This is a genomic window from Comamonas aquatilis (genome assembly GCF_965139575.1).
GTDB classification, from domain to species: Bacteria; Pseudomonadota; Gammaproteobacteria; order Burkholderiales; family Burkholderiaceae_C; genus Comamonas; species Comamonas aquatilis.
The window spans coordinates 39,524-61,641 of the sequence record NZ_CBCSIW010000006.1 but is presented as its reverse complement, the minus strand read 5'-3'; the positions used below and the strand labels follow the sequence as shown (position 1 = coordinate 61,641).

Sequence of the window (22,118 nt, the reverse complement as noted above, 5' to 3'; positions counted from 1 at the left end):
CAATGTTTATTCCAGGCCGGGCCAGCGGCAAGCCTGCATTTGTTTCATGAGCGACACCACGTTTGACTACATCGTCATTGGCGGCGGCACGGCAGGCGCCCTGCTCTGCAACCGCCTGACCCGCGAATCACGCTGCCGTGTGCTGCTGATCGAAGCCGGCCGCAAGGACGACTACCACTGGATCCACATTCCCGTGGGCTATCTGTACTGCATAGGCAATCCGCGCACGGACTGGCTCTATCAGACCGAGCCCGACCCCGGCCTCAACGGCCGCAGCCTGCGCTATCCGCGCGGCAAGACGCTGGGCGGCTGCTCCAGCATCAACGGCATGATTTATATGCGTGGCCAGGCCCGCGACTACGAGCAGTGGGCCGAGCTGACAGGCGATGAGGGCTGGCGCTGGGATCAGGTGCTGCCGGCCTTCAAGCAGCATGAAAGCCATTGGCGGCTGGACCCGGACCAGCTCAAAAACGAGCCGGTCAGCGAGGAGTTCCGACAGCTGCACGGCAATCCGAGCACGGGCAGCAGCGGCGAATGGCGGGTGGAAAAACAGCGCCTGCGCTGGGACATCCTGGATGCCTTCTCCGAAGCTGCCCAGCAGGCCGATATCCCCGCCACCGATGACTTCAACCGAGGCAGCAACGAAGGCGTGGGTTACTTCGAGGTCAACCAGAAAGCCGGCTGGCGCTGGAACACGGCCAAGGCTTTTTTGCGCCCCACCTGCTATGGCCGCCCCAATTTCGAGATGTGGACCACGGCCCAGGTCAGCCGCCTGCTGCTGGAAGATCTGCCCGACGGCAGCCAGCGCTGCACGGGTGCCCAAGTCTGGACCGGCAATGAGATGGTCACCGTCCATGCCGAGCGCGAAGTGCTGCTTTGCGCCGGCGCCGTCAACTCGCCGCAAATCCTGCAGCTCTCGGGCATAGGCCCGGGCGAGCTGCTGCAGCAGCAAGGCATTGCCGTGCGCCGCGATCTGCCCGGCGTGGGTGCCAATCTGCAAGACCATCTGCAGATTCGCTCGGTGTACAAGATCCAGGGTGCCAAAACGCTGAACACCATGGCCGGCAGCATGATGGGCAAGGCCGGTATCGGGCTCGAGTACCTGCTGCGCCGCAGCGGCCCCATGAGCATGGCCCCCTCCCAACTGGGTGCGTTCACTCGCAGCAGAGCCGGCCTGCTCTACCCCAACCTCGAATACCACGTCCAGCCTTTGTCGCTCAACGCCTTTGGCGAGCCGCTGCACGACTTTCCCGCCTTCACGGCCAGCGTCTGCAATCTCAACCCCAGCAGCCGGGGCACGGTACGCATCCAGAGTGCCGACTTTCACCAGGCACCGGCCATTGCACCCAATTACCTCTCCACCCCCGAAGACCGGCAGGTCGCGGCCGACAGCCTGCGCGTCACCCGCCGCATCGTGGCCCAGCCCGCCCTGGCTCGCTACGCACCCGAGGAATGGAAGCCCGGCCTGCAATACCAGAGCGATGAGGAGCTGGCGCGGCTGGCCGGCGACATTGCCACCACCATCTTTCACCCCGTGGGCACCACCAAGATGGGCCGCATGGACGACCCCATGGCCGTGCTCGACAGCCGCTTCAAGGTACGCGGCGTGCAAGGCCTGCGCGTAGTGGATGCCGGCGCCATGCCACGCATCACCAGCGGCAACACCAACAGCCCCACACTGATGATGGCCGAGAAAGCCGCCACCTGGATCCGGGAGGAGTGGCGCAGCAAGACCGTCGTGACCCAGGAAGAGGTTCCGGCTCTCTGACGCTTAGAATTTATGAGAAAACAAGATCAATCCCTTTATTTAAAAGCAGAGTACGCTATTGATTTGATTGCAAAAACAAAACAAAAAGCGCCGACCACTTTCAGTTCAGCGAGCTGTCGGAATTTTTTCCATTAACCCAAGGGAATTCCCCGATGCACCAGCGCGGTGCAGCCCTTACATTCTTGTCACTCTCGCTGCTCCATGAAGTAGCAAGGAGGGGCCGAGGAGACAACTCGACTCAGAACAGATCAATATATATAAAAGCATCAAAGATGCATTCAAAAGCGCCTGAAAAGGCGCTTTTTTTATGTCTCTGCAGAGTGTGCGCGGCGGTGCGACAATCGCCGCTTTCCCGTAACCCGGATACCGGCGCTGCCCGGCTGACTCCGTACTCACGGGCTTTTGTTTGCGCAATTTTGGTGCAGCGGCTTGCTCCCCTGTCATTTGCGCAAGCCCTGCATCACTGGCGAGCGCACACTCATGGACTGGATCATTGTTTCACTGGCATCCGCTTTGGCGGGTTTTATTGACGCCATCGTCGGCGGCGGCGGCCTGATCCTGCTGCCGGCTCTGTTTGCCACCTTCCCCTCGGCCCCGCCGGCCACGCTGCTGGGCACCAACAAGAGTGCTTCCGTCTGGGGCACGGCCATGTCCACCTGGCAATACGGCCGCAAGGTTCAGCTTCCCTGGCGCGCCATGATGCCTGCGGCCATCGTGGGTGCCGTGGGTTCCTTTGTCGGCGCCTGGGCCGTCACCCAGATCTCACCCGACTTTCTGCGCAAATTCCTGCCCGTGGTGCTGATCGGCGTGCTGGCCTATACGCTGGCCCGCAAGGACATGGGCCGCACCCATGCACCGCAGTTCAGCGGCCGTACCGAAACCCTGGTGGCCTGCGCCATCGGTCTGGTGATCGGCGTGTACGACGGCTTCTTCGGCCCCGGCACCGGCAGCTTTTTTGTGTTCCTGTTCGTGCGCCTCATGGGCTATGACTTCCTGAACGCTTCGGCCAGTGCCAAGCTGCTCAATCTGGCAACCAATCTGGCCGCTCTCAGCCTGTTTGCCATGAAGGGCCACATCTGGTGGCATCTGGCCGTGCCCATGGCCGTGGCCAATGTGCTGGGCGCCATGCTGGGCACCCACATGGCCTTGCGCCACGGCACGGGCTTTGTGCGTGGCATCTTCATCTTTGTGGTGAGCGTGCTGATTCTGAAAACCGGCTACGACGCCTTCCTGCGTTAGGCCCTGGCCGCCCTGATCACCAAGGCATAGCCATCAGGGCGTAGGCACCTCGTCGGGCAGCACCGAGATATCGCTGGCCCGGCGCGGCGTACCGATAGGCGGACCGGCCTTGCCCACGCGCATGGCCGCCATATCGGCCTCGCTGGGGTAGTCGCCCATCAGCCAGTAATCGATGATGCGGCGCGCAATCGGGGCCGCGGATGCGGCACCGAAGCCGGCGTTCTCCACGATCACCGCCACGGCAATCTTGGGATCGTCTGCGGGAGCAAAGGCGATATAGAGGGCATGGTCGCGCTGGCGCTCGGCCAGACGGGCTGCGTTGTACTTCTCTTTCTGGCCCACGGAAACAGCCTGGGCCGTACCCGTCTTGCCGCCCGAAAGGTATTTGGCGCTACCGAACACGCCCCGTCCCGTGCCACCCGTCACCACCGACACCATGCCGCGCTTGACGGCATCGATATTGGCCTGCTTGTAGCCCAGGTTGACCGGAGCCGGCAACTCCACCTTGGTGCGCTTTCCCGTCACCGCGTCGATCAGCTCCTTGCCCACATGCGGCGTATTGCTCACGCCGTTGTTCACCAGGGTGGCGAGGGCATGGCCCAGCTGCAGAATGGTGAAGTTGTTATAGCCCTGGCCAATGCCCAGGGAAATCGTCTCGCCGCCAAACCACTGCTGCTGGGCGGCGCGCTTGTAGGTGTTGCGCTTCCACTCCTTGCTGGGCAGCACGCCGCGCACTTCGCCGGGCAGGTCGATGCCGGTGATCTGGCCAAAGCCCAGCGGCTTCATGAAATCGTGAATCGCATCCACGCCCATCTCGTTGGCCAGGGTGTAGAAGTACACGTTGCTGGAGTGCTGGATGGCGCGGTTCAGATCGACCGGGCCCAGAGCGTGGCCCGAGCGGAAGGTGTGGCCGCCAAACGTCCAGGAGCCGCCGTCCTGAATGATGGTGGCAGGCGTGCGCTTGCCGGTCTCCAGCCCCGCCAGCCCCATGAAAGGCTTGTAGGTGGAGCCCGTGGGATAGGTGCCGCGCAGCGCCCGGTTCAGCAAGGGGCGGTCTATGGATTCGTTGAGCGCCTTCCAGCTTTCCTGGTCGATGCCGTCCACAAACAGATTGGGATCGAAGGTGGGCTTGCTCACCATGGCCAGCAGCTCGCCGCTGCGCGGATCCATGGCAATGGCCACGCCACGGCGATCGCCGTAGAGGTCTTCCACCATCTTCTGCAGCTTGATGTCGATGGACAGCTGCAGGCTGTTGCCCGGCGTAGCGGCACGGCTGCCCAGTCTGCGCACGGCATGGCCGCCGGCCGAGGTTTCCATCTCCTCCCAGCCGGTCTGGCCGTGCAGTTGCTGCTCGTAGCTTTTCTCGGCTCCCAGCTTGCCAATCACTTCCGTGCCGCGGTAGTTGGCCGCGTCTTCTCCGTCCTCGATGTCTTCCTTTTCCTTGGCATTGATACGACCGATATAGCCGATGACGTGGCTGGCCGTCTCCTTCAGCGGATAGGAGCGAAACAGTCTGGCCTTGATGTCCACACCCGGGAAACGGTAGCGCTGGGCGGCAAACCGGGCCACTTCTTCATCCGTCAGACGCGAGCGCAGGGGAATGGATTCAAAGCTCTTGGAGTCTTCCATCAGCCGCTTGAACTTGCGGCGGTCGCGCGCAGTGATTTCCACGATCTCCGACAGCTCGTCTATGCTCTCTTCCAGATCCTCCACCTTGGAGCGCGTGATCTCCAGCGTATAGGCCGAGTAGTTGGTGGCCAGCACCACGCCGTTGCGGTCCAGAATCTGGCCCCGGTTGGGCACGATGGGCACCACTGCCGTGCGGTTGTTCTCGGCGCGCTCGGCCAGCTCTTCGTGGCGCTCGATCTGCAACACCATCAGACGCATGACCAGCAGACCAAAGGCCAGCAGCACCACCACGCTCATCACCACGGTGCGCAGCTTAAAGCGTTGCAGCTCGGCTTCGGTGTTGCGGACTTCCATCATGGGCGTGCTCTTACCGTGTCAGGCCATTACAGCGGGCGGTTCTCGTCGCTGTCGGGTGCGCGGCGCTGCGGCGCCAGCAGCAGGCCGCTGATCAGCGGCCACAATGCGGCTTCAATCAGCGGTGCCACCAGAAACAGGGGACCGGGGAAGATGCCGCCGGCAATCACCCGCATCAACACCTGAATGCCGTGCACGGCCGCAAACAGCGGCAGCAGATGCAGAGCCTGAATCCAGCTGGAAAACCAGGACATACGCCGGCTGGACGCACCCACCACAAACATGAGCAAGGTATAGGCCAGCGCATGCTGGCCCAACAGGGAACCGCGATCCACATCCATCAGCAGGCCCAACGCAAACCCCAGGCCCATGCCCACTCTCTGCGGCTGGTTCAGCCCCCAGAAAGCCAGCAGCACCATCAGCACATCCGGCAGCCAGACAATGCGCCCCAGCGGCAGCATGTCGATGGCCAGCGCGATCAACAGAGTGACGACAATGAACAGAGGATTGACCGGCAGCAACAGCTGCTGGCCGCGCGGCATGATCATGTGGGGTCCTTGGGAGTGGCCGCAGCCGGCTTGGCCGCATCGGCCTTGTCAGCGGCAGCCTTTTCGCGCTTGCCGCGCGCCCGGGCAGCCTTGTCCGCCTTCTCGGCTTCGGCCTGAGCGGCCATATTGGCGGCCTCGGGGTGGGCCACGCGGTCTTGCGGCTTGAGCACCATCACATGGCGCACGCCCTGCACACGGCCCACGGGCTCACAGTAAATACGGGTAAAGGCCGAATCGGCGCGGCGATCCACGGTCACCACCTTGGCCACGGGCAGACCCGGCGGGTACAGACCATCGACACCGCTGGTGGTCAGCAAATCGCCCACCTGCACATCGGCGTTGCTGGGCATGAAACGCAGCTCCATGCCGCCATTGCGGGCCGGCGACGGATCGCCATAGGCCACGCTGCGTGCGCCGGTACGAGGATTGAAGACGGGAATCGCCTGGTCGCGGTCTATCAGCAAGGTGACTTCGGAACGCGTGGCGTACAGGCGCGTGACCTGACCGATGACACCGTTTTCATCCAGCACGGGCGAGCCGGCGGCAATGCCGTCCACCTGGCCTTTGTCTATCACCACCCGGCGGGTATAGGGATCGGGGCTGTCGTACACCACCTCGGCGGCCTGGCCTTGCGTGGTCTGGCGCTCGCGCAGATCCAGCAGGGCCCGCAGATGCGCGTTTTCCTGCAACAACTCCTCGGCCAGCTCGGCTCTCAGGGCCATGGCCACCAGTTCCTTGCGAGCCGCGTCTTCCTTGGCTACGGCGTGCTGCTGCACTTCCGCATAGCGGCTGGCATTTTGGTAGGCCAGCACCGGCTGAGACACCAGCCATTGCACCGGCGACAAAGCCATGGCGACGGCCGTTCGCACCGGGGCGGTGATCTTGAAGCGCGCATCGGCCACCATTAAAAACAGCGCCAAGGCGCTGTAGAGGGCGAGCCGGGAGGTACGTGAAGCCTGCTGCTTGAACAGCGAAGGGGCTCGGCGATCCAGTGTTTCCAGCGTCATGCGCAGCCTCGAATCGGCCGTGCGGCAGAGCGCTCACAGGCAGCAGCCGTGCGCAAGCCTCTCTGCACCTGCAGAGGACTGAAAAAAGAGAGCGCGGTATGCAGTCGTATCACGGACTCAAGCCCTGTTTGTTCACATGGTGGCATCTTGCAGCAGTCGCCGGATGGCCGCTGGCTGCAAAACACCGCAGTCAGCCAGCAATCAATCGCTGGTGAAGATGCTGCCCTGGCGACGATCCATGGTCTCCAGCGCCATGCCGCAACCGCGCACCACACAGGTCAGCGGCTCTTCGGCCACCAGCACCGGCAGACCGGTTTCTTCGGCCAGCAGACGGTCCAGATCGCGCAGCAACGCGCCACCGCCGGTCAGCATCATGCCGCGCTCGGCAATGTCGGCGCCCAGCTCGGGAGGGGTTTGCTCCAGCGCGTTCTTCACGGCCGAGACAATCTGGTTCAGCGGATCGGTCAGCGCTTCCAGCACTTCGTTGGAAGAGATGGTGAAACTGCGGGGCACGCCTTCGGACAGATTGCGGCCCTTGACTTCGATTTCCTTGACCTCGGAGCCGGGGAAAGCGGAGCCGATCTGCTTTTTGATCATTTCAGCCGTGGGCTCGCCGATCAGCATGCCGTAGTTGCGGCGGATGTAGCTGATGATGGACTCGTCGAACTTGTCGCCGCCCACGCGGACGCTGCCCTTGTAGACCATGCCGCCCAGCGAGATCACACCCACTTCGGTCGTGCCGCCGCCGATGTCCACCACCATGGAGCCCGAAGCTTCAGACACGGGCAGGCCCGCTCCGATACCAGCAGCCATGGGTTCTTCGATCAGGTATACCGCCGTGGCGCCCGCTGCTTCGGCCGCATCCTTGATGGCGCGGCGTTCGACCTGGGTGGAACCGCAGGGCACGCAGATGATGATGCGTGGGCTGGGTGTCAGCACCGAGCGTGGATGCACCATCTTGATGAACTGCTTGATCATCTGCTCGGTGATCACGAAGTCGGCAATCACGCCATCCTTCATGGGGCGGATGGCTTCAATATTGCCGGGCACCTTGCCCAACATGGCCTTGGCTTCGCGGCCAACGGCCTGGATCACCTTCTTGCCGTGCGGGCCGCCTTCGTGGCGAATGGCAACGACGGAGGGTTCGTCCAGAACAATGCCCTTGTCTCGGGCGAAAATCAGGGTGTTTGCAGTGCCAAGGTCAATGGCAAGGTCGGTGGAGAAGTACCGACGAAAAGCTCCGAACATTCAAGGTCCTCTCAGGCACGGCAAGCGCATCGGCGGGCCGTCGCCGGAATGTAAGTAGGGGAGTCTGGGTGGGTGGGCTTTTTTGCACAATGACCAGTTCGATAGGGTATTGTGGCAAAGCCGAGATAATACCGTATCCCCTGTGAATAACTTCTACTGTCAGGGTCAGAAACACTGCTTTACATACGGCTGCTCTGTAAATAATTCCTATGGCATTGAACGATCAAGATATTGCGCGCATCGCCAACCTGGCACGTCTCGAACTGTCACCAGGCGAAAGTGAGCGCATGCTAGCGCAACTAAACAACTTTTTCGGCATCGTCGAAAAAATGCAGGCTGTGGATACCTCGGGCGTCAGCCCGCTGTCACATCCGGTGGCCGCCATTCAGGACATCGCCTTACGGCTACGTGACGATTTGGTAAGTGAGCCAAATAACCGCGAAGCCAACATGCAAAACGCCCCGGCTGCCGACAAGGGCATGTTCCTGGTGCCCAAGGTCATCGAATAAACGCGCAAAGCCCAAGAACCATGAGCAACACCGAATTGCACAACCTCGGCGTGGCCGAGCTGGCCGCACAGCTGCGCGCCAAGCAAGTCTCCGCCACCGAAGCGGCCCAGCACTTTCTGGCCCGCGCCAAGCAGCACCAGAACCTGGGCGCTTTTGTCTCCATCAACGAAGACGCCACCCTGGCCCAGGCCAAGGCGGCCGATGCGCTGATCGCCTCCGGCCAAGGCGGCAAGCTGGCCGGCGTGCCGATTGCGCACAAGGACATCTTCGTCACCAAGGACTTCCCCACCACCGCTGCCAGCAAGATGCTGGAAGGCTACCAATCGCCGTTTGACGCCACCGTGGTGCGCAAGCTGGCCGATGCCGGCGTGGTCACGCTGGGCAAGCTCAACTGCGACGAATTCGCCATGGGCGGCGCCAACGAGAACTCGGCCATCGCCCCCGTGGGCTTTGACTCGGCCCAGCCCGTGCGCAACCCCTGGAACCATGACCGCGTGCCCGGCGGCTCCTCGGGTGGCTCGGCCGCTGCCGTGGCCGCCCGTCTGGCCCCGGCCGTGACCGGCACCGACACCGGCGGCTCGATTCGCCAGCCCGCCAGCTTCTGCGGCATCACCGGCATCAAGCCCACTTACGGCCGCGCCAGCCGCTACGGCATGATCGCCTTCGCCTCGTCGCTGGACCAGGCCGGCCCCATGGGCCGCAGCGCCGAAGACTGCGCCTTGCTGCTCTCCGAGATGTGCGGCCCCGACCTGGACCGCGACTCCACCAGCCTGGACTACCCTGCCGAAGACTTCAGCGCGAAGCTGAACGACTCCATCGAAGGCCTGCGCATCGGCATTCCCGCCGAATTCTTTGGCGAAGGCCTGAGCAGCGACGTGCGCACTGCCGTCGATGCCGCCCTCAAGGAATACGAAAAGCTGGGCGCCAAGCTGGTGCCCATCAGCCTGCCGCGCACCGAGCTGTCCGTGCCCGTGTACTACATCCTGGCTCCGGCCGAGGCCTCGTCCAACCTCTCGCGCTTTGACGGCGTGAAGTTCGGTCACCGCGCCAAGGACTATGTCGACCTCAACGATATGTACAAAAAGACCCGCGCCGAAGGCTTTGGCGACGAGGTCAAGCGCCGCATCATGATCGGCGCCTATGTCCTGTCCGAAGGCTATTACGACGCCTACTATCTGCAGGCACAGAAGATTCGCCGCATGATTGCCGACGACTTCCAGGCCGCCTTCAAGGACTGCGACGTCATCGCCGGCGCCGCAGCTCCGACGACGGCCTGGGCCATCGGCGGCAAGGCCGACCCCGTGACCAACTACCTGGCCGACATCTTCACCCTGCCCGCATCGCTGGCCGGCCTGCCCGGCCTCTCCCTGCCCGCAGGCTTTGGCGACGGCGGCATGCCCGTAGGCCTGCAGCTGATCGGCAACTACTTTGCGGAAAGCAAGCTGCTCAACGCCGCCCACCGCTTCCAGCAAGCGACAGACTTCCACCTGAAGAGCCCTGTTGGCATTTAAAAATTAATAGCTTCTTGCGCTTGTACTGACTGATTTTCAGAACAAAAACAGCCTGAAACCCAATCAAACCATGCGCAAGCCGCTTCTCTTTTAGCAGTTAGGACACACAGAGCAATGACTGTGAAACTGATCAATGGCTACGAAGTCGTCATCGGCTTCGAGACCCACACCCAGCTGGCCACCAACAGCAAAATCTTCAGCCGCGCCAGCACCGCCTTCGGTGCCGAGCCCAACACCCAGGCCTGCCCCGTCGATCTGGCCCTGCCCGGCACCCTGCCGGTCATGAACAAGAAAGCGGTGGAATGCGCTATCAAATTGGGACTGTCTCTGGGCTCCACAATTGCGCCGCGCAGCATTTTTGCGCGCAAGAACTACTTCTACCCCGACCTGCCCAAGGGCTACCAGATCTCCCAGTTCGAGATTCCCGTGGTGCAAGGCGGTGAAGTCAGCTTCTATCTGGAAGAAGGCAAGAACAACGTCTTGAAGACCGTGCGCCTGGTGCGCGCCCACCTGGAAGAAGACGCCGGCAAGTCCGTGCACGACGAGTTCATCGGCCAATCCGGCATCGATTTGAACCGCGCCGGTACGCCGCTGCTGGAAATCGTGACCGAACCCGATATCCGCAGTACCGCCGAAGCCGTGGCCTATGCCAAGGAACTGCACAAGATCGTCACCTGGATCGGCATCTGCGACGGCAACATGCAGGAAGGCAGCTTCCGCTGCGATGCCAACGTCTCGGTGCGCAAGCCCGGCCAGCCCCTGGGCACGCGCCGCGAGATCAAGAACCTGAACTCGTTCAGGAATATGCAGATCGCCATCGATTACGAAATCCTCTGGCAGATCGAGCAGATCGAAGACGGCCACAAGATTCAGCAGGCCACCGTGCTGTTCAACCCCGACACGGGCGAGACCCGCGCCATGCGCACCAAGGAAGACGCGGCCGACTACCGCTACTTCCCCGATCCCGACCTGCCCCCGCTGGTCGTTGCCCCCGAATGGGTGGAGCGCGTCAAGGCCGAAATGCCCGAACTGCCCCGCGCCATGGCCGCCCGCTTTGTGGAAAGCTACGGCCTGCCCGAGTACGACGCCACCACCCTGACCCAGAGCCAGGCCATGGCCGCCTACTTTGAAGACGCCGCCAAGGCCTGCAACCAGCCCAAGCTGGCCAGCAACTGGATCATGGGCGAAATCTCGCGCCGTCTGAACACCGAAGAAATCGGCATGGACGCGGTCAAGGTCACCAGCGCCCAGTTGGGCGCCATGATTGCCCGCATCTCCGACGGCACCATCAGCAACAACGCGGCCCGTACTGTGTTCGAAGCTCTATGGAACGGCGAAGGCCAGAACACGGAAGTCGCAGCGGCAGCCGCGTCGGTGGATGCCGTCATCGAAGCCAAGGGCCTCAAGCAGATGAACGACAGCGGCGCGCTGGAAGCCATCATCGACGAGGTGATCGCCGCCAACCCCGGCAATGTGGAGCAATACCGCGCCGGCAAGGACAAGGCCTTCAACGCCCTGGTCGGCCAGGTGATGAAGGCTTCCAAGGGCAAGGCCAACCCGGGGCAGGTGAACGAGTTGCTCAAGGCCAAGCTGGCCTAAGGCGCCAACGCACCCACTCGCCACACAGGCGAGTCCCCACAAAGCCGCAGGCAGCACCGCCTGCGGCTTTGTTGCTCCGGCCAGCCGCACGGACGAGCCCCTGCACCTCCTGCTCAGGAAAATTTCAGTGATCTTCGCGAACGCCTCACTCATCGAATCCGAAAAAGAGCGCAATCTCTGCACCAAGTTCTTTGCCGGCTACTTTTTCAATGAATTCACGGCCGGCTATGCCAAGCGCATCGTCCAGTTCAACCGCTACATCCAGGAAGTCTCTGGCCGCGAAGACCTGGGCCTGCAAAGCCCCAACGTCTCGTTCGACACCCACGCCTATCTGTGTCACGAGCGCCTGCGCAGCAAGCTGTCCGACGTACTCATCTCCGATCCCGCCCGTCAGGTCTTTCTGTTCATCGAAACCAAGTACCTGACCAACTGGACCTACGCCGCCGATGTGGCCAAGGGCATGGAGCGACTGGACAAGGTCTTCGACACCGAGAAAAAGCCGCATCTGGCTCAAGCGACGCAGCATTACTTTCTGCTGACCTCCAGACGCAAGGAAGAAGCGGCGGGCCGACCGGTGCAGCAATACGCCCCGGTGAATGGGCCCATCTTTGTCCCCACCCCTGCGCGCGCCACAGAAGTGAGCGAGGGTGATACGGCAGAGCCTGCGAAGTCCTCATTCACCAGCTTGCTGTACTGGGAAGACCTGGCGCAGATGTGTGACCGTTCGGAAGTGCGGCAGTACATGGAAGCGCGGCTGAAGCTGTGCGTTAGCAGTTCTCGGAATCAGCATAAGTCGGGGTATTTTTTGCCGGGGACGTGAAACTTGAGAAGCGTCTGCTCGGCTACAGGTTCACCTTCTAAAAACTATTAGAAATAGCTCACCTCAAAAAATATTTTTACTCTTTTGCTACATAGGCCGGGTCTCGCCCCGGCAGGCGAGTTACCTTTCTTGCTCGCACAAGAAACGTAACCCAAAGAATGCGCCCCCTGCTGTCTGCGTCCCTGCGCTTCGCTACGGGCAAACCTACGTCACGCAATCCAGCCTGCGGTGCCGCCCAACTCGCTACGCGGCATGGCCGCTCCGCTCAAACAGATGGCGGCAAGTCAGAGCACGATGCAACGCTGTCCTTCGGCAGCGTTGCCCACAGCCGGAACCGCGTGCCGCAGGCGCAGCCAAAAGGGCTGGAAGCGGACGGCCTGCGAGATTTATGACGAAATTGGCCTCTGGTGCTTATTCCAATTACGGTAGCAGCTATCAAATTCACAAAGAAGCTATCCCGCCCCCGGTTTTCGCCCCTTGTGCCCACGCCTGCGACGGCGGCCTCTTGGGGCTGGCAGTTGCACCGCAGAGTGCAACTGCATCGTCTTCAAATTTGCGGCCGTTTGTCTGAGCGAAGCGTGCAAAGCACGCGCAGCGAGTTGGGCCGCACAGCCACAAGAGGTTGACGGCGCAGGTTGCCCCGCAGCGCAGCGAAGGGGTCGTGGGCAGTAGGGGCACGGCTCTTTGCCTACTTTCTGGCAGCAGAAAGTAGGTCGGCATGGCGGGCCGGGACCCGCCCTCTGCACGCAAAGCAGACAGATGTCATCAATACAGACCAAACAAGCCCCAAGCGCACGCACCACCTACACCACCCGCAATCAATTCCCCAAACCGCCGCTTACATAAAGCCGAGGTAAAGCGCACACCAAACTCACACAAATCTGCGCACAATCCGGCGCAAACCCCACATTTTTGCGCTCCCATGTTCTCCAAGCTGCTCAAGCCCCTGCTCTGGCTGCTCGCCCTGTGCGTGGCGGTTTATATCTGTATCTGCAGCTATATGTTTGCGCAGCAGCGCAGCATGATTTTTCTGGGCGGCGGCACACGGGTGGCGGCGGAGAGCACCAACTTCTCGCTGCAGCGTGGCGATGTGTTGCTACGCGGCTGGCAGTTGCATCCGGCCGATGGCAAGGCCCGCAACGCGGTGATTTACTTTGGCGGCAATGCCGAGAATATTGCGCACCGGCGGGAGCAGCTGGCAAAAAGCCTGCCGCACAGCGATATCTATATGCTGGCCTACCGGGGCTATGGGGCCAGCGAGGGCCAGCCCACGCAGGAGCTGATGGAACTGGATGCCGCGGCCCTATTTGACGAGGTCAGGCGGCTGCACCCGCAGCAGCCCATCACCGTCATAGGTCGCAGCCTGGGCACGGGCGTGGCAGCGGCCGTGGCCGATCTGCGCCAGCCCGACCAACTGATACTGGTTACGCCGTTCGACAGCATGTTGAACACGGTGCGCAGCATGTATGACTGGCTGCCGGTGGAGCTGCTGCTGCGCGATCCGTTTGACTCCGCTGCGCATCTTCGCAATTACCAAGGCCCGATTCTGGTGCTGCGCGCCGGGCGCGATCAGGTGGTGGAACCCGCGCGTACCGACGCCTTGCTGCAACAGCTGAAGGGCAAGGCAGTGCAGGTGCAAGCCTTTGCGCAGGCCAATCACTCCACCATCTTCCGCGCGGCAGGCTTCTGGACGGCTATAGAGCAGTTTGTGGCCGGTCATAAAAAAGAGGCCTGACAGGCCTCTAATGCTTATGCAGCAATCGCTTATCGCTATGAAATTCAAGCGTCTATCAAATCCTTGACGGTCTTCGTCGCGCCGTTTTTCTGCACCGATTCGATGCCCACATCGCGCGAGGCGGCCGAGGCATAGAGCTGGCTTGTGCCGATGACCTGATGGTTGGCAGCCTTGAGGTTGAAATGCTCCTTGCCGTTGCTGGCGGTCTTTTTCTCGTAGCGCTCGGCCAGCGGGCTGTTGGTCTGCACCGAAGCGATACCGTTTTCCGCCGCCGCGCGGGTCTTGTACAGCTCGCTGGAGAGAATAGTCTCGCCATTGCCGGCTTTCAGCACAAACCGGAACTGCCCGTCACTGCTCTTGCTCAACTCGAAATGACCTGCCATTGGTTTCTCCTTCAGTTGCAAAAAACGGCATACCTGCCGCAAGGGGAAGCCAGCACACTATAAAACCATCAGCGCTAAAACCGGCCATGTCCTGGCCGACCCGGCAGGCGATCTTTGCGCATGTTTTCCGGCTTGAACGCTGATGAATCAAGCGCTTTCAGCTATCGATAGCGGAGTTCACTCGGCGTCCTGCTCCAGCTCCAGGCTCTCGGCCAGGTTCTCCGCATAGCCCAGCACCAACGTGCGCCGCGATGACAGCAAAGACGCCAGCTGCGCCCAGGCCGCATGGCCCTGCACCTCGTTGCGCCCCTTGCCGTAGAGTTCGCGCAAATCCTGTACCAGCCGCTCGGCCAGAGCGACATCCGGCGGCGTGCCGCGCTCAAAGCCCATCCAGGCTGCCCCCATGGCAAAGAAGCGATAGCCGTAGTGCGCGGCCAGATGGCAAATGATGGCGTGGTTCTGGAACGTGTCCCAGTCCGCGCTGAAGTAGCCGTTGGGGGCGGCGGCAATCAGCGCATCATCGCCGGGCAGCAGAGCGGCAGGTACGCGCTGCACATAGATCACCTCGTCCAGCAGCCTGTCGGGCTCGCAGTTGGCGGCCAGCAAGGCATCCACGTCATCGCAGGCCACGGCCAGGCTGCCGCAGACCTGGCCCCAGGATTGCACCAGCCCGGGCTGGGCCAGCTGGCGCACGCGGTGCTGCAGCATGGCCAGCGCTCCGGCTTGCATCTGCGCCGCGTCATCCCAGTCCTCATCCTCGGGGGTGTCAAGGTACAGGCGGTCATCTTGCCCGGCGTGGCCGCAGGTGTAGCTGCACTGGCCGATATCGTCCAGCGTGCACAGATAGCGGTGAGCGTCGTCTGCGCCGCGCAAGGCATCCAAGCGCGCCAGCAGCGCGTCCAGCGTGCCTACCTGCTCCAGCCATTCATGGGCAAAGCTGAAATTGCCCTGGCGAAACGGCGGCACCTCAGGCCCGCCCTGGAACAGACCGCTCTTCATTTGCGCAACACCCGACGATAGAAGAAGCTGCACAAGCCCGCAAAAAACGCCAGGCCCAGCCACATGGCCGGAGCGAAATGCTCACCCACCAGCGCCAGCGGTGCGTCCTTGCCGCTGAAGCCGATCAGCGCGGCAATCACGATGCCCATCAGGCTTTCGCCCACGATCAGCCCGGAGGCCAGCAGCAGGCCGCGTTCTTCGGCGGCGGCCGCCCAGGCCTTACCGGCACGCTGACCATGGGCCTTGATGGCCCGCTGAATGAAAAAGCCCAGCAGCGCGCCAATGGTCAGCGTCAGCCCTATGGTGGGCGGCAGGTAAATGCCCAGGCCCACGGCCAGGGGCGGCAGCGCGCCCTTGCCGCTTTTGCGCAGGCTCACATCGGCCACGATGACGACCAGCCCCACCAGCACGCCCAGGCCCAGCATGGCCCAGTCCAGCGAGCCTTCGAAAATGCCGGAGGCAATCTTGAGCATCAGCGTGGCCTGGGGTGCTGCCAGGGCCTGATTGGGATCCATGCCGGCGCGCGGCAAGCTGCCGGCAAAACCGTAGGCGTTGTAGAGCAGATCCAGCACCGGCGGAATCACCAGCGCTCCGACCAGGCAGCCGATGATGAGCACGACCTGCTGGCGCCAGGGTGTGGCACCGACCAGATAGCCGGTCTTGAGGTCTTGCAGGTTGTCATTGGAGATAGAGGCCATGGCCAGCACCACCGAGACCATGAACAGCACCAGGGCCACGCCCAGCTGACCCGAGACAAAGCTGGCGAACGCGGGCACCAGCACATGCAGGCCCAGCAAGGTACTGGCCATCAAGATGGTGGCAATGATGCCGATGCCGGAGATGGGGCTGGCCGAAGAGCCCACCAGGCCCGCCATATAGCCGCAGGCCGCAGCGACCAGAAAGCCGAACACGGCGGCAAACAGCACGCAAAGCAGGCTGAGCCAGAAACGCGGCTGGCCGCCCAGCTCGGGCATATGTTCCTGCAGAAAGTGGCTGACCACAAAGTACAGCACGGCCAGCGCCGCCAGGCCTATGACCAGCATCCAGCTGCGCGGCATGTCCCGGTCGGTCTCACCGCCCTCGGGCTGCGCGCCCTTGGCGCCGCGCGCGGGCTGCTTGCGAATGGCCTGGATGATGGGACCGGCCAGCGTGCCCACCGTCCACAGCGCCGAGATACCGATCACGCCTGCGCCCAGAAAGCGGGCCTTGGCACTCCAGAGCTGGCTGGCCAGTTCGCTGACCGCCTGGCCTGCGCCAGGCGTTGCCTGCGCCGTCAGCCAGGGCACGACCAGGCCCCAGCACAGCACCAGCCCCACCAGCACGGCAATCCCGGCCGCAGCCCCCATCAGATAGCCGGCGGCCAGCAGTGCGGGCGAGAAGCCCGCCGCCACGCGAAAAGCCACGCTGCCGGCGGGAATCCAGAAATTGAAGGCATCGCCCAGCAGGCGCAGACCGCCGCTCAGAAAACCGAACAGGGCCGCCAGGCCCGTGCCCCAGCCCAGCTCGCGCAGACCCGAGGAGCGCGGAGCATCGCCTGCCGCCGCGTCTTCACCCTTGTGGCGCTGCGCATCGCCCACGCGCAGCACCTCGGCAGCGGCCACCCCTTCGGGATAGGGCAGATCGGACTGCACCACCATCACCCGGCGCAGCGGTATGGTGTAGAGCACGCCCAGCGTGCCGCCGGCAGCACAGATCAAGGCCGTCTGCCAGAAGGGAAAGCCCGTCCACAGGCCCAGCATGAGCAGTGAGGGCAGAACAAAGATCACCGACGACAAAGTGCCGGCTGCCGAGGCCTGGGTCTGCACCAGGTTGTTCTCCAGAATATTGGAGTCCTTGAAACGGTAGAGCAGCGCCATGGAGATCACCGCCGCAGGAATGGCGGAGGCAAAGGTCAGCCCCACCTTGAGACCCAGGTACACATTGGCAGCAGTAAACGCCAGGGTGATCAACGCGCCCAGAATGACGCCGCGCAGGGTAAATTCACGCATAGAGATCGAATTTTTCATGAAAACAAAGGCCGCAGCAGACAGCGAGGTCTGCTGCGGCACAACCCATCTTCGCTCAGGCACAGCTCCGTCTGATGCTTCTAACGCCCAATGGCTTGTTTTTCAAGCCAACTCGACGCCAAAACAGACATCTTTTGAGCGTCAAGCCTTTGATGGGAAAGCGCAAGCCGCTATGAAAAAAGGAAGCCCAAGCTTCCTTTTTTGAGAGCAGCGCAAGCCGTTCAGAACAGCACGCGGCAGCGGATGGTGCCGGCGATCTGCGACAGCTTTTGCACCGCCAGCGCCGAGGAATCCACATCGATGTCGATCACCACATAGCCCACCTTCTCGTCGGTGCGCAGGTACTGGCCGGCGATGTTGATGCCGTTGTCGGCAAACACCTGGTTGATGGCCGAGAGAATGCCGGGGCGGTTCTCATGCACGTGCAGGATACGGTTCTGGCCGGGGTGCTCGGGCAGGGCCACTTCGGGGAAGTTCACAGCCGAGGTGGTCGTGCCGTTGTCGCTGTACTTGACCAGCTTTTCCGCCACTTCCAGGCCGATATTGGCCTGTGCCTCCATGGTGGAGCCGCCGATATGGGGGGTGAGGATGACGTTGTCCATGCCGCGCAACGGCGACAGGAACTCGTCCTTGTTGCTCTTGGGCTCGACCGGGAACACGTCGATGGCCGCGCCCAGCAGCTTGCCGCTTTTCAGGGACTCGGCCAGGGCCTCGATATCGACCACGGTGCCGCGCGAGGCATTGATCAGAATGCTGCCCGGCTTCATGGCGGCAATCTCGGCCGCGCCCAACATGCCGTTGGTCGAAGCCAGCTCGGGCACGTGCAGGGTGACGATGTCGCTGCGCGAGAGCAGATCCTTGAGCGAAGCGGCCTGGCTGCTATTGCCCAACGGCAGCTTGGTCACCACGTCGTGGAAGATGACGCGCATGCCCAGGCCTTCGGCCAGCACCGAGAGCTGGGTGCCGATGGAGCCGTAGCCCACGATGCCCAGGGTCTTGCCACGGATCTCGAAGGAGTTGTCAGCGCTTTTCTTCCAACCGCCACGGTGGGCCACGGCGTTCTTTTCGGGAATGCCGCGCAGCAGCAGTATGGCTTCGGCCAGCACCAGCTCGGCCACCGAGCGCGTGTTGGAGTAAGGCGCATTGAACACCACCACGCCGCGCTCGCGCGCCGCATTCAGGTTGACCTGGTTGGTGCCTATGCAAAAGCAGCCCACAGCCACCAGCTTGTGCGCGGAGGCAAACACCTCTTCGGTCAGCTGGGTGCGCGAGCGTATGCCCACAAAATGGGCATCGGCAATCTTGGCCTTCAGCTCCTCGCCCTCCAGCGCACCGGTCAAGGCTTCCACATTGGTGTAGCCCGCGTCGTGCAGCACTTTCAAGGCGGAAGGATGAATGCCTTCCAACAGCAAAAACTTGATCTTCGATTTGTCGAGCGATGTTTTGGTCATGGTTTGCGCCGATCCGTGAAAACCCTATTAAAACGAATACGCTATATCGCCACGAATCGTGGGTGCAAAGCATGGCGGCGGCAATACCGCAGCGCGATACAGGGGCAAATTCTGCCTCAAATAGCAGCGCCCCATGCGGCACAGCGCCCGCTGGCAAAGCAAGCGCCCACCCAGCCGGGAGGCAGGTGTAAAAGACTGCGACATTCACTTTCATTTTCTAGAATTTCGCCCCATGGAACGCTTTCAAATCAATAGCAGAAAGCGCTTTAACGACAAGACGTTCTGAGGAATTTTTGCCTATGTTGAATCTATTTAGCCGTATCGAGGACGTGCTCGTGCAAATCGTGCGCGTAGTCCTGCTGGTGTTCTCGGTGTTTGTGCTGCTGGGCATGGGCCTGTGGCTCTGGGATCACTACCAGCCCAAGAAGCCGCAGGCGGTAGCGGCCTCTGCCTCCACGGCGCTGGACTGGAAGGACGCCCCCTATGACCTCAAGTACATGGTGGACGAGACCGAGCGCGACCTGAGCAGCTTGGGCAATACGCTACCCGTGGAAAAGCGCCTGGCCGACCCCGCGCTGCGCCCCAGCTTTCAGAAGGCCGACGGCCTGCTGCGCGGCTTTGTCTACAAGAACCCCACCGAACGCAAGCGCGTGGAACAGGAAAACAGCAGCCAGGGCCTGACTCCGCTGCACCCGCTGCTGCAAGGTGATGTCCTGCCCTCGCCTGCCGAAGTGAACCGCCAGATCAAGCTGCGCGAGGCCCGCGAGAACGCCTGCTGCGACTCCGACGCCGCCGACGCTGCGGCCGCCGCCGTCGATGCCGAAATCTCGGCCCACCGCATTGCGCTGACGCGCGAAGACCTGACGATAGCCAGAGCTGCTGCCGCCGCTGCCGATGCAGCAGTTGCAGCGGCCGCCGAAGCCGATTCGGAGCTGATGCTCAGCGAGCCCGTGAATCTGATGACCGAGATCAATGACCGCGCCTCGGCGGCCGAGATGGAGCACGGCAGCGGAGCCTACGAGGCCTATGTCAAAGGCCTGCCCGCCGCACTGCAGCAGGTGCTGGGCAACGAGAGCCTGGCGGCCAAGCTGCAGCAGCAACCGACACAGCAGATCGTGAACACGCTGCTGATCAACTACACGCTGGCCTTCGACCGCACGGCCCAGGTGCTCAAGGGCGAGAACCCCGACCAGGAAAAATGGCAGTTCAGCAGCGTGGAGACCGCCTTCACCACCATGCTGATTGCCTGCCTGGTCATGGTGATCATGGTGCTGGTGCTGATCCGTATGGAGCGCCATATGCGCGTGATGAGCCAGCAAGACAAGACAAAACCCTGACAGCGGTGGCCCCGGGCAAGAAACCGGGGCTTGCGCTAAGGTATCGGCCCGGCTTCCATATGAAGCCGGGCTGTTTTGTTTTTGGACCTGTCGATGACCCTCTCCCGCCAAACCACCACACCGATCCAGCCCCAGTTTCTGGAGCGCATGTCGCCCCGCGCCTTTGTGCCCGAAGCCCTGACCACCGCCCAGCTCGAACAATTGGTGGATGCCGCCCGCTGGGCGCCCTCGGCCAGCAACAAGCAGCCCTGGCACTTTGCCTATGCGCTGCGCGGTGATGCGCACTGGGAGGCTTTCTCCAACATCCCCAACGAATTCAACCGTCGCTGGTGCCTGAATGCCGGCGCCCTGATCGTGCTGCTGTCGGACAAGCAGGCCTCGGCCGCCAAGCACAGCTTTGACGCGGGCTGCGCCTGGGGCTATCTGGCACTGGAAGCCCATGCCATGGGCCTGGCCACGCACGCCATGGGCGGTTTCTCGGCCGATGAAGCCGGCGCCGTGCTGGGCCTGCCCGAACATCTGGTGCCCGAAGTGGTGATCGCCGTGGGCCGCCGTGCCGATGCCTCCACCCTGCCCGAGGATTTGCGCGAGCGCGAAATCGCTTCGCCCCGCAAGCCGCTGGAGCAAGTGCTGAGCGCAGGCGCCGTGGCCGCGCAGGTCTGAAGCCGGCCTGCACTCAAGCCCGGCCGCGCCGTCACCCGCGCGGCCGGGTAAAAACATCAAAAACTGGCTGTACCCCTTACAGGAACTACGCCAGACGCTATCAAATCCATTAACTCATCATGACTGCTGAACGCACACTGTGGCAACGCCTGGGCCCCGTGACCACCCGTCCTTCCTGGCGGGATCTGCTGCGGGCCGGCATTGGCGCAGGTCTGGGCCTGGCGCTGGCCGGTCTGCTGGTGGGGCTGGTGGATCACTTTTTCCCGCACACGCTGTTTCTGTTCGCCCCGCTGGGTGCCACGGCGGTGCTGGTGTTTGCCGTGCCCAGCAGCCCGCTGGCCCAGCCCTGGAACTGCGTGATGGGCAACACGGTGTCGGCGCTGTACACGCTGCTGCTGCTGTGGGCCTTTCCCCAGCTGTCGCAAACCGCGCTGGCGGCACTGGCCGTGTCCGGCGCTATTGCCCTGATGCTGGCCTGCCGCGCCCTGCACCCGCCCGGCGGCGCCGTGGCCTTGCTGACGGTGCTGGCCTCGGCCCAGATGCTGCCTCTGGGCTGGCATCTGCTGATTCCCATGGCCGTGCTCTCGGGCGCCTTGGTGGCCGTGGGCGTGCTCTACCACCGGGCCTGCGGCCGCGCCTATCTGCACCCCGCCCATGTCCCGGCACCGGCTCCCGAGCGGCAGACCCGCTCTTCGCTGGCGCTAAGCAGCGAAGACCTGCAGCAGTTGCTGGAACGTTTTGACCAGACCTACAACCTGGGGCCCGACGATCTGGGCGAGCTGCTGGCCGCCGCCGAAGAGCAGGCCATCAAGCGCCGCTTTGCCTCCATCAGCTGCGGCCAGGTCATGTCGACCCAGTTGCTGAGCGTGCAGCGCGAGACCGCGCTGGAAGAGGTGGCCGATCTGTTTCACACCCATCTGATCAAAAGCCTGCCCGTGGTCAACGCCCAGGGCGAACTCATAGGCAGAGTGCTGCGCGCCGACCTGTTCGACTGGCTCTGGGAAGGCCACCGCAGCCAGCAAAAGCAATCGCTGTGGCGGCGCATACGCCCTCAACGCCCCCACCTGGAGCCGGTGGCCGAAAGCCTGATGCGCGAGCCCGAGATGTGTGTGCAGGAATCCACGCCCATGGGCGATCTGCTGCAGGAACTGGCCTCGCACAGCGTGCAGTTCATCGCCGTGCTGCGCGGTGCGGTGCTGGTGGGCGTGATCACCCGCAGCGATGTGATCCGTACCTTGCTGGCACTCAAATAGCAGTTGAGGCCAGGGCTTCCCTCTTGCTGCGCTGGAGCTGCGGACTACACTGCTCACAT

The 22,118-nt window shown here is 62.7% G+C and carries 19 protein-coding genes; 11 read left to right on the top strand and 8 right to left on the bottom strand.

Annotation, left to right across the window (positions count from 1 at the left end; translation table 11 throughout):
- Positions 1–46 precede the first annotated feature (46 nt).
- Together ACNAZA_RS09925 and ACNAZA_RS09920 are read left to right on the top strand one after the other, a co-directional pair.
- Positions 47–1,768 (top strand): GMC family oxidoreductase, encoded by a 1,722-nt coding sequence (locus tag ACNAZA_RS09925; protein ID WP_415796455.1) that lies wholly within the window; start codon positions 47–49, stop codon positions 1,766–1,768.
- 480 nt (positions 1,769–2,248) lie between these two features.
- Positions 2,249–3,007, top strand: coding sequence for a sulfite exporter TauE/SafE family protein (locus ACNAZA_RS09920; RefSeq protein ID WP_415796454.1), 759 nt, complete (start codon positions 2,249–2,251; stop codon positions 3,005–3,007).
- A gap of 33 nt (positions 3,008–3,040) precedes the next feature.
- Here ACNAZA_RS09920 and mrdA read toward each other — a convergent pair whose 3' ends face one another.
- The 4 genes from mrdA to ACNAZA_RS09900 all read right to left on the bottom strand — a co-directional run bounded on the left by mrdA (position 3,041) and on the right by ACNAZA_RS09900 (position 7,793).
- On the bottom strand, positions 3,041–4,993 hold the full coding sequence (mrdA, locus tag ACNAZA_RS09915) for a penicillin-binding protein 2 (RefSeq protein ID WP_415796453.1): 1,953 nt from the start codon (positions 4,991–4,993) through the stop codon (positions 3,041–3,043).
- A 26-nt stretch (positions 4,994–5,019) separates the two neighbouring features.
- On the bottom strand, positions 5,020–5,538 hold the full coding sequence (gene mreD, locus ACNAZA_RS09910; RefSeq protein WP_415796452.1) for a rod shape-determining protein MreD: 519 nt from the start codon (positions 5,536–5,538) through the stop codon (positions 5,020–5,022).
- The gene (gene mreC / locus ACNAZA_RS09905) at positions 5,535–6,545 is read right to left on the bottom strand and encodes a rod shape-determining protein MreC (protein WP_415796451.1); all 1,011 of its coding nucleotides are present in this window, start codon (positions 6,543–6,545) and stop codon (positions 5,535–5,537) included. Before mreC ends, mreD begins: the two co-directional genes overlap by 4 nt.
- A gap of 201 nt (positions 6,546–6,746) precedes the next feature.
- Complete coding sequence (locus tag ACNAZA_RS09900) at positions 6,747–7,793, bottom strand: rod shape-determining protein (protein ID WP_099739859.1); 1,047 nt, start codon at positions 7,791–7,793, stop codon at positions 6,747–6,749.
- A gap of 209 nt (positions 7,794–8,002) precedes the next feature.
- On the opposite strand from ACNAZA_RS09900, the gene gatC reads away from it, so the two are divergent.
- From gatC to ACNAZA_RS09875, 5 genes are all read left to right on the top strand, one after another.
- Positions 8,003–8,302, top strand: coding sequence for an Asp-tRNA(Asn)/Glu-tRNA(Gln) amidotransferase subunit GatC (gene gatC / locus ACNAZA_RS09895; protein WP_120965825.1), 300 nt, complete (start codon positions 8,003–8,005; stop codon positions 8,300–8,302).
- 20 nt (positions 8,303–8,322) lie between these two features.
- Positions 8,323–9,813 (top strand): Asp-tRNA(Asn)/Glu-tRNA(Gln) amidotransferase subunit GatA, encoded by a 1,491-nt coding sequence (gatA, locus tag ACNAZA_RS09890; RefSeq protein ID WP_415796450.1) that lies wholly within the window; start codon positions 8,323–8,325, stop codon positions 9,811–9,813.
- Positions 9,814–9,927: 114 nt separating this feature from the next.
- Entirely contained in the window at positions 9,928–11,412 is a 1,485-nt protein-coding gene (gene gatB, locus ACNAZA_RS09885; RefSeq protein ID WP_415796449.1) for an Asp-tRNA(Asn)/Glu-tRNA(Gln) amidotransferase subunit GatB, read from the top strand.
- A 127-nt stretch (positions 11,413–11,539) separates the two neighbouring features.
- Positions 11,540–12,232, top strand: a complete 693-nt coding sequence (locus tag ACNAZA_RS09880; RefSeq protein WP_415796448.1) for an excinuclease ABC subunit A — start codon at positions 11,540–11,542, stop codon at positions 12,230–12,232.
- 922 nt (positions 12,233–13,154) lie between these two features.
- On the top strand, positions 13,155–13,967 hold the full coding sequence (locus ACNAZA_RS09875) for an alpha/beta hydrolase (RefSeq protein ID WP_415796447.1): 813 nt from the start codon (positions 13,155–13,157) through the stop codon (positions 13,965–13,967).
- Positions 13,968–14,011: 44 nt separating this feature from the next.
- Here the strand turns inward: ACNAZA_RS09875 and ACNAZA_RS09870 are convergent, their stop codons facing one another.
- The 3 genes from ACNAZA_RS09870 to ACNAZA_RS09860 all read right to left on the bottom strand — a co-directional run bounded on the left by ACNAZA_RS09870 (position 14,012) and on the right by ACNAZA_RS09860 (position 17,337).
- The gene (locus ACNAZA_RS09870) at positions 14,012–14,350 is read right to left on the bottom strand and encodes a YegP family protein (protein ID WP_415796446.1); all 339 of its coding nucleotides are present in this window, start codon (positions 14,348–14,350) and stop codon (positions 14,012–14,014) included.
- Positions 14,351–14,527: 177 nt separating this feature from the next.
- Complete coding sequence (locus ACNAZA_RS09865; protein ID WP_415796445.1) at positions 14,528–15,349, bottom strand: hypothetical protein; 822 nt, start codon at positions 15,347–15,349, stop codon at positions 14,528–14,530.
- Complete coding sequence (locus tag ACNAZA_RS09860) at positions 15,346–17,337, bottom strand: OPT family oligopeptide transporter (protein ID WP_415796444.1); 1,992 nt, start codon at positions 17,335–17,337, stop codon at positions 15,346–15,348. Before ACNAZA_RS09860 ends, ACNAZA_RS09865 begins: the two co-directional genes overlap by 4 nt.
- A 16-nt stretch (positions 17,338–17,353) precedes the next feature.
- Between ACNAZA_RS09860 and ACNAZA_RS09855 the strand changes: the two genes are divergently transcribed.
- Positions 17,354–17,560 (top strand): hypothetical protein, encoded by a 207-nt coding sequence (locus ACNAZA_RS09855; protein ID WP_415796443.1) that lies wholly within the window; start codon positions 17,354–17,356, stop codon positions 17,558–17,560.
- A 16-nt stretch (positions 17,561–17,576) separates the two neighbouring features.
- Here the strand turns inward: ACNAZA_RS09855 and serA are convergent, their stop codons facing one another.
- A complete protein-coding gene (serA, locus tag ACNAZA_RS09850) occupies positions 17,577–18,806 on the bottom strand; it encodes a phosphoglycerate dehydrogenase (protein WP_415796442.1) in 1,230 nt (409 codons plus the stop codon).
- A gap of 299 nt (positions 18,807–19,105) precedes the next feature.
- Between serA and ACNAZA_RS09845 the strand changes: the two genes are divergently transcribed.
- From ACNAZA_RS09845 to ACNAZA_RS09835, 3 genes are all read left to right on the top strand, one after another.
- Complete coding sequence (locus ACNAZA_RS09845) at positions 19,106–20,143, top strand: hypothetical protein (protein WP_415796441.1); 1,038 nt, start codon at positions 19,106–19,108, stop codon at positions 20,141–20,143.
- 147 nt (positions 20,144–20,290) lie between these two features.
- Positions 20,291–20,806: a nitroreductase family protein gene (locus ACNAZA_RS09840; RefSeq protein ID WP_415796552.1), complete on the top strand. Its 516-nt coding sequence runs from the start codon at positions 20,291–20,293 to the stop codon at positions 20,804–20,806.
- A 119-nt stretch (positions 20,807–20,925) separates the two neighbouring features.
- Positions 20,926–22,059, top strand: coding sequence for an HPP family protein (locus ACNAZA_RS09835; protein ID WP_415796440.1), 1,134 nt, complete (start codon positions 20,926–20,928; stop codon positions 22,057–22,059).
- Positions 22,060–22,118: the final 59 nt, after the last annotated feature.